The organism is Acidaminococcales bacterium, assembly GCA_031290885.1.
Classification (GTDB): domain Bacteria; phylum Bacillota; class Negativicutes; order Acidaminococcales; family JAISLQ01; genus JAISLQ01.
On the sequence record JAISLQ010000004.1, the window covers coordinates 20772 to 34388 of the forward strand.

Here is a 13617-nt window from a genome sequence, read left to right on the forward strand (position 1 = left end):
TTCTCGCGCGCGAACGGCCGGAGAACCGCCGCCGCCCGGACGTTCACTTGCCTGTCCGCCCCCGTTTGGTGAAAGCGAGCCCTTCTTTGCACAAAGGGCACTCCTTTGGCTTGAAAACCGGAACGTCCAGTTTGAGAAGCGCGGCCGTCTTGACGCCAAAATCTACGCACCCGCCGCTGCGGTCCACCAAAACGCCAACGCCGACGGGCAACCCGCCTTTTTCCTGGACGACTTCCAGCACTTCCCGCACCGAACCGCCCGTGGTAACAATATCTTCCACGACCAGCACCCTCGCGCCGGCCGGTATTTCAAATCCGCGTTTCAACGTCATCTTGCCATCTTCGCGTTCGGTGAAGATGGCTTTTGTTTTCAGCGCCTTGCCGGTTTCATGCGCCAGCAGTATCCCGCCGGTAACCGGGCCAACGACCAGCTCCACCCGATCGGCGGCGAAATTTTTCGCCAATTCCTTGCATAAAAGCTCCGTATATTCGGGATATTGCAGCAGTTGGAATTTTTCCAAATACATAGGGCTGTGCAGGCCGGAGGTAAGGAGAAAATGCCCGTGGAGGACGGCGCCCGTGTCTTCCAAAAGTTTCATGAGCGTTTCTTTTTTCACAGGCAGGCCTCCCGCATCTCTTCGATGATCGCCCGCGCCGCCCCTTTAGGGTCAATCGCCCGGGTTATCGGGCGCCCGACCACTATATGGCTCGCGCCCGCTTCCAGCGCCATTTGGGGCGTGGCGAAACGGGCCTGGTCGTTGCAGCTGTCGGCACTTTGCCTAACGCCAGGCGTTACGATGTAAAAATCCCGGCCACAGGCTTCACGGATGCCCGCCGCTTCCCAAGGCGACGCTACTGCCCCGCTCATGCCGGAATCTTTGGCGAGTTTGGCCATCTCCAGCACTTGCTCCTTTATGGAAAGGGCGCTGTTAAGTTCGCGCCATTGCTTTTCGCCAAGGCTGGTAAGCACAGTAACGGCAAGCAAAAGCGGCGCTTTCCTGCCAGTCTTTTCCTGGATCCGCTTTGCCGCCGCCGCAGCCTCTTGCATCATCTCCCGCCCGCCGAAGGCGTGCAGGGTGATCATGTCCACTTCCAGGGCGCTCAAAACCTCAATGCTTCGCGCAACCGTATTCGGTATGTCGTGCAATTTCAAGTCAAGGAATATCTTTTTGCGGCGCGCTTTCAGATAGTCAATCACGTCTTTTTGCGCGCCGTAGAAAAGTTCCATGCCCACTTTGTAATAATTTACCGTACTGTCCAACGCGACGATCAGCCTGCTGGCTTTGTCCATGTTGGGCACGTCCAGGGCAACGATAAGTCTGTCTTCAAAAATCATCTTCTTCGCTCCTCACGCGGGCGGCCAAGCCGCGCCGACAAGTTCGCCAATATTGGCGGCGGCCTCTTCCCGCATATAGGCGCGCAAACCCTGAGTTATAAGCTCAATTGACTGCGGGTCGGCGAAGGTCGCCGACCCTACCGCCACGGCGCTCGCTCCCGCCATGATAAATTCCAAAGCGTCCTCGGCCGCCGCAATGCCGCCCATGCCGATCACCGGTATCTTTACCGCCCGCGCGGCCTGCCAGACCATGCGCACCGCCACCGGGCGGACGGCCGGGCCGGAAAGTCCGCCGAAAATGTTGCCCAGCGCCGGTTGTTTCCTTTTTATGTCTATTTTCATGCCAACCAAGGTATTGATCAGGGAGAGCGCGTCGCTGCCCGCGGCTTCCGCCGCCCGCGCGATTTCCGCTATGTCGGTTACGTTCGGCGAAAGTTTGGTGATAATCGGCTTGCCGCTGGCCCTTCTCACCGCGCCCACTACTTCGGCGGCGCTGCCCGGCCGCGTGCCGAAAGCAAGGCCGCCCGCTTTAATGTTGGGGCAGGAAATGTTGATCTCTATGCCGGCTACGGCGGTAGCGTCGAGCCGCCGCGCCAATTCCGCGTATTCGTCCACCGTCCGTCCGGCGATATTGGCGATCACCGGCACGTCATAGCGGCGGAGCGCCGGCAGTATGTTGTCAATAAACACCCCTACGCCGGGATTTTCCAGCCCGATTGCGTTAAGCGCCCCGGCGGGCGTCTCCGCTATCCTCTGTCCGGCGTTGCCGGGGCAAGGTTCAAGGGTGGCGCCTTTGACGACAAGCGCACCAAGGCTGTTCAAATCGACAAAGTCCAGCAGTTCCAGCCCATACCCGCATGTGCCGGAAGCCGTCATAACAGGGGTTTTCATCTTGATGCCGGCGATTTCCACCGCCAGTTTGTTCCCGTCCGCAGCGCTCATAATCCTTCCACCTCCCCGGCGGCAAATACGGGGCCGTTAAGGCAAATGCGCTTGCGCTTTCCGTCCGCGCCTTGGCAGGAGCAGGCCTGGCACGCCCCCAAGCCGCAACCCATGCGGCTTTCCAAGGAAAGTTGGCAGGGAATGTTTTTCTGTCTGACAAAAGCGGCGATCGCCTTCAGCATGGGCGGCGGCCCACAGGCGTATATGCAGTCGTATCCGCCTTCTTCCGCCGCTTGCGGCAAAACGGCCAAGGCGTTGCCGCGAATGCCCATGCTGCCGTCGTCGGTGGCAATGTACACGCAATGGCAAAGATCTTTAAACATGGCCTGCCAGTAAGTTATTTCGTCTTTATTGCGCCCGGCCAGCACAATGCCGCTGCCAAAACGGCCGGCAAAGCTTCGCGCTACGCTGATTAGGGGAGCGATGCCAATGCCGCCGCCCACTAAAAGGGGCCTTTTGGCCTCAAGCGAAAACCCATGCCCCAAAGGGCCCATGATATCAACTTTTTCCCCTTCCCGGCGGGCGGCCAGCCAGCTTGTGCCAACGCCTGCCGCCCTGTAGATTATGGTTATCCGGCCGTCTGCGGCGTCCGCCACCGACAGCGGGCGGCGCAGGAAAGGCGCTTGCCCCCAGCCGGTCTTTACCCCCACGAACTGCCCCGGCTTAGCTTCCCGGCAGATTTGCGGAGCGTCAAGCAAAAGGCTGTACACATCGCTTCCCAAACGGACATTGCCCAGCACGGCAGCCAATTCGACAAATTTTTTACTCAAAATCATCACCTGCCCATAAAAGATCCTGCAAAGCAACGACGCTGACCAAGCGGCGGCGCCTCATGGCCGACATAACGCCAAGGATGGCTTTCGCCGTGTCCACGGAGGTAAGGCACGGTATGGCGTGTTCCACCGTGGCGCGCCTTATATTGAAACCGTCCCGTTCATAGGCCGAGCCTTTGCTTATGGTATTTATCACCATGTTTATTTTGCCTTTTTTGATCTCATCCAGAAGGTTAGGCGAACCCTCGCTGACTTTTGCGGCCAGTTGCGCGTCAATGCCGTTTTTTATAAAAAATTCCGCCGTGCCCTTCGTCGCCGCGATCATATAACCAAGGTCATAAAAGCCTTTGGCGATGGCTAACGCTTCGTCTTTATCTTTATCGGCGATGGTAAAAAGTATCGCCCCCTCGTCCGGGACATTGATGCCGGAAGCAACGCAGGCTTTGTAAAGGGCGCGCGAGAATTTGTTGTCAACACCCATGACCTCGCCGGTGGATTTCATTTCCGGCCCCAACGTTATATCGACGTTGTGCATTTTCGCAAAGGAAAATACCGGCGCTTTTATCGCGTAGTAATCGGGGAACAGGCGCAGGCCGGGCTTGTACCCGATTTGCTTTATTTTTTGCCCGAGCGCGGCTTTGGTGGCGACGTTTACCATGGGAATGCCGGTTACTTTGCTCAAAAAAGGCACGGTGCGGCTGGAACGCGGGTTGACTTCTATGACAAATACCTCGTCGTTTTTCACGATGTATTGAATGTTCAGCATACCTTTGACTTCCAGGCCGCGCGCTATGCGGTTGGTAAAATCAATGACGCTGCGAATAACCCGCTCCGACAGGCTGCGCGGCGGATATACGGCTATGCTGTCGCCGGAATGGACGCCCGCCCGCTCAATATGTTCCATTATCCCGGGAATAAGCGTGTCTTTGCCGTCGCAAATCGCGTCGACTTCCACTTCCGTGCCGGAAAGGTAATGGTCCACCAAAACAGGGTGCTCTTGTGAGGCTTTAACGGCGCCGGTCATATATTGGCGCAGTTCGCCCTCGTTATAGACTATTTCCATGGCGCGCCCGCCCAAGACGTAAGACGGGCGCACCATCACGGGATAGCTGACCGCCGCGGCCGCTTTCAGGGCGCCCTCTATGTCGAAAACCGTAAAGCCGCGGGGTCGCGGGATGTTGAGTTTGGTCAGCAGTGCATCGAACTTTTCACGATCTTCGGCCATGTCAATGCTTTCGACCGTGGAGCCGATGATCCGGACGCCGCAGGCGGCAAGCGGTCCGGCCAGATTAATCGCCGTTTGCCCGCCGAACTGGACGATCACCCCTTCCGGGCGCTCTTTGTCTATGACACCAAGCACGTCCTCCAGCGTCAGCGGCTCAAAATAGAGGCGATCCGCAGTGTCGAAATCCGTGCTCACCGTTTCCGGGTTGTTGTTTATAATCACCGTTTCATAGCCAAGTTCCTTGAGTGCCCAGACAGAATGTACCGAACAGTAGTCAAATTCTATGCCCTGCCCGATGCGAATCGGCCCGGAACCCAATACTACGACTTTGGGTTTTGCCGTCCTTTCCACTTCGTCTTCCGCGCCGTAGACCGAATAATAATACGGCGTTACCGCCTCAAACTCGGCGGCGCAGGTATCGACCATTTTATACGCCGGCAATATGGCGCATTGTTTTCTCGCCGCGCGCACGTCGGACGCCGCCTTCCCGCAAAGGCGGGCGATGGCCGGGTCGGAAAAGCCGCATTTTTTGGCCGCAAGCAGCATCCCTTCATCAAGGCCCTTTTCCGCAAGCAGTTTTTCCATAGTTACGATATTTAAGATTTTTTGCAGGAAAAAGCGGTCGATGGCCGTTATTTCATGTATTTCCCCTAAGGGCTTCCCCCGCCGCATGGCCTCGGCTATGACAAAAAACCGCTCGTCGGTAGTATTTTTTATCCGGCCAAACAATTCCGCATCGGAAAGCGCGGCTATTTCCGGCAGCCAAAGATGATCGGCGCCTATTTCCAAAGATCTTACCGCCTTTAAAATAGCCCCTTCCAAAGAACGGTCGATCGCCATAACCTCGCCGGTCGCCTTCATCTGGGTACCCAACTCCCGGTCGGCGTTGGCGAATTTGTCAAAAGGCCAGCGCGGGAATTTTATGACGGCATAGTCTATGGAAGGCTCAAAACAGGCTTTGGTTTTTTGGGTTACGGCGTTCTCAATTTCTTCGAGAAGGTACCCTACGGCAATCTTACTGGCGACTTTGGCGATCGGATAGCCCGTGGCTTTGGACGCCAAGGCACTGGAACGGCTGACGCGGGGATTGACCTCGATAACGTAATATTTTTCCGAGCAAGGGTCCAGCGCGTACTGCACGTTGCAGCCGCCTTCGACGCCAAGCGCGCGGATAATCCTGACGGAGGCGCCCCTGAGCATCATCAGCTCGCGGTCCGACAGGGTCTGCGCGGGCGCGACCACCACGCTGTCGCCGGTATGCACGCCGACCGGATCAAGGTTCTCCATGCTGCAAATGGTTACGCAATTGTCGGCGGCGTCCCTTATGACTTCATACTCCAATTCCTTCCAGCCGGCGACGCTGCGTTCGATAAGCGCCTGGCCGATCAGGCTGTATTTTAAACCTACGTTGGTAATTTCGCTCAATTCATCTTCGTTGGCGGCTATCCCGCCGCCAGTGCCGCCCAGCGTATAAGCGGGGCGCACGATGAGGGGAAAGCCCACTTCGCGGGCGAATTGCCGGGCGGCGTAAACCGTTTCGACGATAGTGCTTTCCGGCACGGGCTCGCCGATCTTTTCCATGGTTTCCTTGAAAAGTTCGCGGTCTTCCGCCTTTTTGATGCTCTCGACCGACGTGCCCAAAAGTTCGATGCCGTATTCGGCCAGCGCGCCGCGCCGGCCAAGTTCCACCGCCAAATTCAGCCCGGTCTGCCCGCCAAGGGTAGCCAAAAGTCCGTCCGGCTGTTCTTTTTTGATTATGGCTTCTAAAAACTCCACAGTCAGCGGCTCTATATATACCCGATCGGCGATATTCGCGTCCGTCATGATCGTCGCCGGATTGCTGTTGACCAAAACGACCTCCAGCCCTTCCTCCTTCAGGGCGCGGCAGGCCTGTGTGCCCGCGTAGTCAAATTCCGCCGCCTGCCCGATGACGATAGGGCCGGAGCCAATGACAAGCACTTTTTTGATATGTTGTTTTTTCGGCATTTTACCGTCCCCCGATCAGGTTGTCGAAGCGCTCGAACAAATATTCGTGCCCATCGGGGCCGGGAGACGCCTCGGGATGATACTGCACGGCGAAGATGGGCTTGTGCTCGTGGGCGACTCCTTCCAACGTCCCGTCATTGACGTTGCGGTGGGTAACTTTCAGCCCCGTGCCGCACAGCGAACCCTCGTTCACCGCGTAGCCGTGATTTTGGGAAGTTATGACGATTTTGTTCAATTGCAGGTCTTTCACCGGATGGTTTACTCCCCGGTGCCCAAATTTCATTTTGTAAGTATCGCCGCCCAAGGCAAGGCAAATCAGCTGGTAGCCGAGACAAATGCCGAATATCGGCTTGCCGCTTTCCACAAGCGCCTTTATATTGCCGATTATTTCCGGCAAGGATTTAGGGTCGCCCGGCCCGTTGGACAAAAATATGCCGTCCGGCTTGTCCGCCAGTATCTTTTCCGCTTCGGTATAGGCCGGGTAAAGGGTCATATCGTAGCCGTACGCGCAAAGATCGTCAATCATGGCGCGTTTGGCGCCAAAGTCCAAAAAGGCCACCCGCTTGCCGCCCCGGCCTACTTTTTCCGGCTGCTTGATAGTTACCTCCCTGACCAAAAACTTCTCCTCCGGCAGGGCGAGCAGCCGGCTAATCTCAGCTTCATCCGTATCCTCGGGGGCAATCGCGCCCCACAACGTCCCTTCGGTGCGTATGCGCCGCGTGAGCGCCCGCGTATCCACCCCATAAAGGCAGGGTATTTTTTCTTCCCGCAGGAAATCCTTTATCGATCCCCGCGAACGCCAATTGCTCGGCCGCTCGCAAAGCTCGCTTACGATATATCCGCGAAAATAAGATTTGGGCGCTTGTTTGTAAAGATCATTCACGCCATAGTTGCCGATCAAGGGATAAGTCATAACCACTATCTGCCCGCAGTAGGAAGGATCCGTAAGCGTTTCCTGATAACCTGTCATAGCGGTATTGAACACCACTTCGCCCACCCCCGGGGCGCCGCCGAAAAATCGCCCTTTATAAACGCTGCCGTCTTTCAGGACAAGTTTGCCGCCCTTTTCAGTCAATTACCACACCGTCTTTCATTACGAACTTTCCTGAGACTATGGCGGCAACCGCTTTGCCCCGGCATTTTTTCCCGTCAAATGGCGTGACCCGCCCGCGGGTATAAAATTTGCCGCTGTCCACCGTCCATTCCCGGTCAAGGTCAATTATTGTAAGGTCAGCCCTCGCCCCCGGGCTAAGGCTGCCGGCGCCGAGCGAAAATATCCGCGCCGGCGCGACGCTCATCCGGTCGATTATTTCGTTGAGCGTAAAAAGCCCCGCATGATAAAGGTCGGTCAAAATCACCGCCACGGAAGTCTCCAGTCCGGCAAACCCGTTAGGCGCGTAACGAAACTCCACGTCTTTTTCTTCATAGGCGTGCGGCGCGTGGTCGGTAACGATCGCGTCCAGCGTTCCGTCTTTAAGCCCCCGCCTGACCGCATCCACGTGTTCTTTTGTCCTTAGCGGCGGCGCTACCTTCGCGGCGGTGTTGTATCCTTCGACCAGCTCATCGGTCAAGGTCAAATGGTGCACCGCCGCCTCGCCGGTTACGCGCACGCCGCGGCGCTTCGCGCTGCGTATGATTTCTACCGCCCCTTTGCTCGATACATGCGCTATATGCAGCCGGGCGCCCGTAAACTCCGCCAGCATGATGTCGCGCGCCACGGCTATGTCTTCCGCCACCGCCGGTATCCCTGGCACGCCAAGCTTGGTTGACCGCGCGCCTTCGTGCATGAACCCATTGGCGGTAAAAGCCTCGTCCTCGGCGTGAACTATGACTATTTTGTCGAAAATAGCCGCGTATTCAAGCGCGGAACGAAATATGCGCGAATTTGCCACGTGGCGGCCATCGTCGGAAAAAGCCATAGCGCCGGCCAAAGCCATGTCGCCCATTTCCGCCAGTTCCTTGCCGGAAAGGCCCTTAGTTACGGCGCCCACTACTTCCACGTTAACCAACGCCTCGCGTTTTATACGCTCTTTGAGCCCTGACACTAGTATGGAAGAGTCAATCGCCGGCAGAGTGTTGGCCATGCAGGCCACCGTCGTAACGCCGCCCGCCGCCGCCGCCCGCGTGCCTGATATAATGTCTTCTTTCGCTTCCTGCCCCGGTTCGCGCAGATGCACATGCACGTCCACCACCCCGGGCGCAACGACAAGGCCGGTAGCGTCGTAAATTTCCGCGTCCTCGTCCTCTATCGCGTTTGCTATGCTTTTAACCCGCCCGTCCGCCAGCAATACATCCAAAACCGCGTCAATTTTCCGCGAAGGGTCCACTATGCGTCCGTTTTTAATTAACAGCTTCAATTTGCCTGCCTCCCGTCAGCGTAAGGAACAACAGCGCCATGCGTATCGCCACGCCGTTTTCCACCTGCTCGCGTATAAGCGATTTATCGCCGTAAGCTACCTCGGGGGAAATTTCCAGCCCGCGGTTTACCGGCCCCGGATGCATGATAAGCGCGTCCGGGCGCGCCAGTTTCAGGCGTTCGGCGTTCAATCCGAATATGCGCGCGTATTCGCGGGTGGTAGGGAAAAACCCAACCTTCTGCCTTTCCAATTGTATTCGCAGCACGTTTATTATATCGGCGTCCCTGATGGCGTCTTCTATACGGTCGTGCGCCGTAACCCCAAGTTTTTCCACCTCGGCCGGCAATAGCGGCCGCGGCCCCGCCACATGTATCTTTACTCCCAGTTTGCCAAGCCCGGCGATATTGGACCTTGCTACCCGGCTGTGCGTTATATCGCCGATTATGGCCATTTTGAGGCCGTTGAATTCTTTCTTGCGCTCCCTTATCGTAAACATGTCAAGCAGCGCCTGCGTTGGGTGCGCGTGCGCCCCGTCGCCGGCGTTCAAGACAACGGCGTCCACGGCTTTGGCCGCGTATTCGGCCGCCCCTTCCACCGGATGCCGCATAACGATGGCATCAAACTGCATGGCTTCAAAGGTATAGAGGGTATCGCGCAGGCTCTCGCCTTTGGTTACGCTGGATGCCGCCACCGCTACGTTAACCACGTCGGCGCCCAAATATTTGCCGGCCAGTTCAAAAGAAGTCCTGGTGCGGGTGCTTGCTTCATAAAAAAGCGTAACTATGGATTTGCCTCGCAAGGATGGCACTTTCTTGATATCGCGGTGAATGATTTTTTTCATTTCCAGAGCCGTGTCCATGATCAATTCATACTCGGGCACAGACAGGGACGCCATATCCAATATGCTTCGCCCGCTTAACGATACCGCCGCTTTGGTCATGCCACTACCCTCCACCCATATTTGACTTAGAGCCTGTTAACACTATCGGAAATGTTCAGATTTTGAGCTAATTTTTGTCAGGCGCGGCGCAAAACGCAGGCGAACCCCTATGTTCAGCGAGGCTTCAGGGCAAAGCGCGGCGGAAAATTCGCCCAAAGATGGGTATTGAACGGCAACGTCAACAGGCTCTACATCATATAAAAGCCTTCTCACCGCGACAGTGGCAAGAAGGCGCATAAAATCCCGACCATGCTCCCTTGCCAGTCTCCCGTACTGGCTTAAAGGTATATTTATTTAAGTACAACTAAATATTATCATTAATTAAAGATAAAGTCAACCGTTCAAAAAGTCGGAAAACATCACTAATTGATCGCTGTCAAGCGGCAACCGCGCCGGATTCGGCGTCTTTATATTTTTTTGTTCAATTTTCGCGCCGCAAAAGCCGCAGGACACCTTTGCCCGCGGCAGTGCCCAAGCAACGTGCCGCCCACATTTCGGGCAGATGAATTGCATTAAATATTTTCCCATCCGCGCGCCCTCCCCGGCCAATATTTTCATAAATATTCAACGCAAAAACAATGGACAACTGTCAAAAAATAAGTTACGCTTTAGAGAGTTAAAGGCGGCTTCAAACATGCGGCATATTGCAAAGAAGGGGAGATGGCGTTATGGATAGCGAGGATCCGGCCGCGCTGTTTGCGCGTATGGATTTTTTTGAGTTGGAGGAAGAAGGAAGCGGCGCCGGTTATTGTTATGAACCGGAGGAAGGCGGCTTCTACCTCATCGCCACCAACGAAGCCGGGGATTCGCCTGCGCCCGGGGACAGAATCATCGTCGCCTGTTATTCGCCTGACGACACTTTTGCCTGGAAAACGGAATTTCAAAATGCCGGCGCGTTTTACGCTTTCCGGCAAAAAATCGGCGGCCCGGATCTGATCGGCAACCTGGCCCGTTGGGAAAAATCCGCCAACCCCGGCCATTGACCGCCGATCCGCCGTTTCAACGCCGAACGGCCAGCCCTAATCCTTTCGGCTCTGACGGGCATATGCATAGCGCAGAGGGTCCGCCCGGACGCAAAAGCGGTTTTCGGGGGGCGTGTCCTTATTGGCGGCCGCCCGTTTGTTCCAGTGCGAAAGTTAGGTTGACGCTTGCCGTCAGCGTTATGGCGCCGGCGAAAATCTGGTTGCCGGCAAACTCCGCCGCGTCAAGGGACTTTAAAGCGCGCGCCTGCGCGCCTGCGCCGTCGACTTCGGCTCTGAGCAAAGCGCCGACGCGGCGGCCGGCGCTTTGCGCCACTATGTCAGCTTTTTCCCTCCCGTCGCGCACCGCTTCGCTTAACAATTCTTTTTGCAGAGCCGCCGCGCCGGAGGCGGCAAACCGCACGCCGCTGAATTTGTTTGCACCTGCGGCCAACGCGGCGTCAATGACCGCCCCGATCGCGTCTAAATTGCGAATGTGTATGGTCAAAATGTTCTCCACTTCGTAAGCGGCTGCCCTTTCCCGACGGTTTTCTTCCGGCTGGTAGACAGGCCGCACGGAAAAATTTTCTGTTTTTATTTCTTTTTTCCCAATGCCCAAAGCCGCAAGGCTTTTAACGATGCCGTCCACCCTGGCCGCAGTTTCCGCGCCGGCCTTTTCAGTCTTTTCGTCCCGGGCGGATACGCCGAGCGTTATGTAGGCAACGTCAGGGGCAACCTCGCGCGCGGCGCTCCCCCGGACGCTTATCGTGTCGCCGCTTTCTGCGGCGGGCGCCGCCGCCGCCGGCAAGGCAAACAGCAACGCGCAGCATACTAGCGCCAGGCAAAAGCCAAAACGCCCGCTCATTCAAAACGCCCCCTTGTGTTTGGCCAACTGTTGCACGTCTTTGTCGCCGCGGCCTGACAGGTTGACTATGGCTATGTCGCCTTTGCCGAACTCGCCTGCCAGTTTTTTCAGCAAGGCAAGCGCATGGGCGCTCTCTAACGCGGGAATGATGCCCTCGCACAAACTTAGCGTTTCCAACGCCTCGACAGCCTCCCGGTCGGTAATGGCCCTATAGTCCACCCGGCCCGTATCCTTGAGCCAAGCGTGTTCCGGCCCTATCCCCGGGTAATCCAGGCCGGCCGAGATGGAGTAAACAGGTTTCACCTCGCCGCTTTCCTCTTGCAAGACATAGCTTTTCGACCCGTGCAGAACGCCTACCTTGCCTAAGGTAAGCGTCGCCGCGTGGTCGGGAGTGTCGAGGCCTTTGCCGGCCGCTTCCGCCCCGAACATTTTGACTTCTTTGTCCGCGAGGAAAGCCGTATAAAGCCCTATGGCATTGCTGCCGCCGCCTACGCAGGCAAACAGGGCATTGGGCAGGCGGCCTTCTTTGGCCAGTATCTGTTCGCGCGCCTCTTGGCCGATGACGCTGTGAAAATCGCGCACCATGGACGGATACGGATGCGGGCCGACCGCCGAGCCTATGATGTAGAATATGTCGTCCTTGTTGGCCACCCAATAATTTATCGCCGCGTCCACCGCTTCCTTGAGCGTGCCGGTACCATCGGTCACGGACACCACGTCCGCCCCCAGCATATTCATCCGGTAAACATTAAGCGCCTGGCGCTCAACGTCTTCGCGGCCCATGAAAATAGTGCATTTCATACCGAAAAGCGCGGCCGCCGTAGCGGTCGCCACGCCGTGCTGCCCGGCGCCGGTTTCGGCTATAACGTGCCTTTTGCCCATATGCCGCGCCAGGAGCGCCTGGCCCAGGCAGTTATTGATCTTGTGCGCGCCTGTGTGGTTGAGGTCTTCGCGTTTCAGGTATATTTTAGGCCCGCCAAGTTTTTTTGTAAAATTCTTCGCTTCGTACAGGATAGACGGCCTGCCGACGTAATTTTTAAAAAGTTCGGCAAGTTCTTCCTTAAAATCCCCAGTTCCTTTTATCGCATCATACTCTGCGGCAATGTGATCAAGAATGGGCAGCATGCCCTCCGGTACATACTGGCCTCCGTATTGGCCAAAAAACCCGGCTTTGTTCATTGCTAACAACGCTCCTTTTAAAATTAGTAACTATCTTACAAACTATATATTAATCCTTGCCGGCCGATAAAGTCAAATTTCTGTAAATTGCTTGACAGGCAGCAGGATAAGCCTGACAATTAAATAAAAAGTTTAATGTTGCCCTCCGGCTAAAATCGCGGCCTCTTCGCGGCCGCTCCGCCACGCCGCTTTGCTCAGCCAAACCTTCGCCAAACATTTTGTCCGGCCTGCGTTTTGCGCCTCCGGAAGGCAGCCAAAGCGCGCAAAGCCTGTCCGCGTTTTAATTGGGAAGCAGTATAAACGCAAACTAACGGCGCGCCCCCAAAGACAAGAAACCCGGCGGCAAATTCCTGATTGCAAGGAGGATCAATGGCTGCAAACAAAAAACATACGCTGTCGCCTTCCATTGAAGATTATTTGGAAGCCATACACATGCTGGACGCGGATCAAAAAGGCGTCCGTTCCATCGACGTAGCCACGCATCTGTCGGTGTCCAAGCCCAGCGTAAATAAAGCGCTGCACAACTTGATAAACGCCGGGCTGGCCAAACAAGAAAAATATTCGCTTATTTATTTAACCAAGACCGGCCGCGAAAAAGCGCGCGAAGTGATGAACCGGCATGAAACCATAAAGGAATTTTTGATCAATATCCTGAAAGTGGCCGAGTCCACGGCGGAAAACGAGGCTTGCATGATCGAGCACGCCATGAGCAACGAAACCGTTAGCAAGATGCGCGTTTTTTTGGCAGGAAAGTCGTAATGCTTTTTGCCGGCGAAAAATACGGCCTCTTCGCGGTTGGTTCGCCGCGCCGCTTCGTTGCGCTCTCCCATCTGCCCTTCCGTCCGTCCGCGCCTTGCGCTTCGCCTGACGGAAAATTCAATCAAAATCCGAACATTTCGGATAGTGTCAACAGGCTCTAAAAATTTGTGGTTCATTGTAAAATGAAATGCAACAGAAAAAGAAAATTAAAAACCATAGGGAAAAGCGTCATCATTGAGTTTGACAAGAACAACAACGAAGGGGGCGAAACCCTATGGCTCAAAAAGAGCATACAAC

General features: G+C 56.0%; 13 protein-coding genes. 2 read left to right on the top strand and 11 right to left on the bottom strand.

All coding sequences use genetic code 11. The annotated features are described in order from the left end of the window. Window positions 1-43: 43 nt before the first annotated feature. The 9 genes from pyrE to LBO03_00565 form a co-directional block, all read right to left on the bottom strand. A complete protein-coding gene (pyrE, locus tag LBO03_00525) occupies window positions 44-616 on the bottom strand; it encodes an orotate phosphoribosyltransferase (protein MDR3348084.1) in 573 nt (190 codons plus the stop codon). Beyond that, window positions 613-1335 carry an orotidine-5'-phosphate decarboxylase gene (gene pyrF, locus LBO03_00530; protein ID MDR3348085.1) on the bottom strand — a complete coding sequence of 241 codons (723 nt, stop codon included), beginning with the start codon at window positions 1333-1335 and terminating at the stop codon, window positions 613-615. The genes pyrE and pyrF overlap by 4 nt, the downstream gene beginning before the upstream one ends. A 12-nt stretch (window positions 1336-1347) precedes the next feature. Beyond that, on the bottom strand, window positions 1348-2277 hold the full coding sequence (locus LBO03_00535; protein MDR3348086.1) for a dihydroorotate dehydrogenase: 930 nt from the start codon (window positions 2275-2277) through the stop codon (window positions 1348-1350). Next, window positions 2274-3047 carry a dihydroorotate dehydrogenase electron transfer subunit gene (locus LBO03_00540; GenBank protein MDR3348087.1) on the bottom strand — a complete coding sequence of 258 codons (774 nt, stop codon included), beginning with the start codon at window positions 3045-3047 and terminating at the stop codon, window positions 2274-2276. The genes LBO03_00535 and LBO03_00540 overlap by 4 nt, the downstream gene beginning before the upstream one ends. Continuing rightward, on the bottom strand, window positions 3040-6261 hold the full coding sequence (gene carB, locus LBO03_00545; protein ID MDR3348088.1) for a carbamoyl-phosphate synthase large subunit: 3222 nt from the start codon (window positions 6259-6261) through the stop codon (window positions 3040-3042). Before carB ends, LBO03_00540 begins: the two co-directional genes overlap by 8 nt. Window position 6262: 1 nt before the next feature. Beyond that, the gene (gene carA / locus LBO03_00550) at window positions 6263-7336 is read right to left on the bottom strand and encodes a glutamine-hydrolyzing carbamoyl-phosphate synthase small subunit (protein ID MDR3348089.1); all 1074 of its coding nucleotides are present in this window, start codon (window positions 7334-7336) and stop codon (window positions 6263-6265) included. Then, window positions 7329-8618, bottom strand: coding sequence for a dihydroorotase (locus tag LBO03_00555; protein MDR3348090.1), 1290 nt, complete (start codon window positions 8616-8618; stop codon window positions 7329-7331). Before LBO03_00555 ends, carA begins: the two co-directional genes overlap by 8 nt. Continuing rightward, window positions 8602-9558, bottom strand: coding sequence for an aspartate carbamoyltransferase catalytic subunit (locus LBO03_00560; protein MDR3348091.1), 957 nt, complete (start codon window positions 9556-9558; stop codon window positions 8602-8604). The genes LBO03_00555 and LBO03_00560 overlap by 17 nt, the downstream gene beginning before the upstream one ends. A gap of 333 nt (window positions 9559-9891) precedes the next feature. Then, complete coding sequence (locus LBO03_00565; protein ID MDR3348092.1) at window positions 9892-10086, bottom strand: hypothetical protein; 195 nt, start codon at window positions 10084-10086, stop codon at window positions 9892-9894. Window positions 10087-10226: 140 nt separating this feature from the next. Here LBO03_00565 and LBO03_00570 point away from each other — a divergent pair, with 140 nt between their 5' ends. Continuing rightward, the gene (locus LBO03_00570; GenBank protein ID MDR3348093.1) at window positions 10227-10541 is read left to right on the top strand and encodes a hypothetical protein; all 315 of its coding nucleotides are present in this window, start codon (window positions 10227-10229) and stop codon (window positions 10539-10541) included. A gap of 118 nt (window positions 10542-10659) precedes the next feature. Here the strand turns inward: LBO03_00570 and LBO03_00575 are convergent, their stop codons facing one another. Both LBO03_00575 and trpB read right to left on the bottom strand, forming a co-directional pair. Then, window positions 10660-11382 carry an SIMPL domain-containing protein gene (locus LBO03_00575; GenBank protein ID MDR3348094.1) on the bottom strand — a complete coding sequence of 241 codons (723 nt, stop codon included), beginning with the start codon at window positions 11380-11382 and terminating at the stop codon, window positions 10660-10662. Next, the gene (trpB, locus tag LBO03_00580) at window positions 11383-12561 is read right to left on the bottom strand and encodes a tryptophan synthase subunit beta (protein ID MDR3348095.1); all 1179 of its coding nucleotides are present in this window, start codon (window positions 12559-12561) and stop codon (window positions 11383-11385) included. 369 nt (window positions 12562-12930) lie between these two features. On the opposite strand from trpB, the gene LBO03_00585 reads away from it, so the two are divergent. Continuing rightward, on the top strand, window positions 12931-13320 hold the full coding sequence (locus LBO03_00585) for a metal-dependent transcriptional regulator (GenBank protein MDR3348096.1): 390 nt from the start codon (window positions 12931-12933) through the stop codon (window positions 13318-13320). The last annotated feature ends 297 nt before the right edge of the window (window positions 13321-13617 follow it).

What these genes read in the sequence shown, in the direction of transcription:
- pyrF (MDR3348085.1), bottom strand. Translation starts at nt 1,335, where the DNA reads ATGATTTTTGAAGACAGACTTATCGTTGCCCTGGACGTGCCCAACATG.
- LBO03_00535 (MDR3348086.1), bottom strand. Translation starts at nt 2,277, where the DNA reads ATGAGCGCTGCGGACGGGAACAAACTGGCGGTGGAAATCGCCGGCATC.
- carB (MDR3348088.1), bottom strand. Translation starts at nt 6,261, where the DNA reads ATGCCGAAAAAACAACATATCAAAAAAGTGCTTGTCATTGGCTCCGGC.
- LBO03_00560 (MDR3348091.1), bottom strand. Translation starts at nt 9,558, where the DNA reads ATGACCAAAGCGGCGGTATCGTTAAGCGGGCGAAGCATATTGGATATG.
- LBO03_00565 (MDR3348092.1), bottom strand. Translation starts at nt 10,086, where the DNA reads ATGGGAAAATATTTAATGCAATTCATCTGCCCGAAATGTGGGCGGCAC.
- LBO03_00570 (MDR3348093.1), top strand. Translation starts at nt 10,227, where the DNA reads ATGGATAGCGAGGATCCGGCCGCGCTGTTTGCGCGTATGGATTTTTTT.
- LBO03_00575 (MDR3348094.1), bottom strand. Translation starts at nt 11,382, where the DNA reads ATGAGCGGGCGTTTTGGCTTTTGCCTGGCGCTAGTATGCTGCGCGTTG.
- trpB (MDR3348095.1), bottom strand. Translation starts at nt 12,561, where the DNA reads ATGAACAAAGCCGGGTTTTTTGGCCAATACGGAGGCCAGTATGTACCG.
- LBO03_00585 (MDR3348096.1), top strand. Translation starts at nt 12,931, where the DNA reads ATGGCTGCAAACAAAAAACATACGCTGTCGCCTTCCATTGAAGATTAT.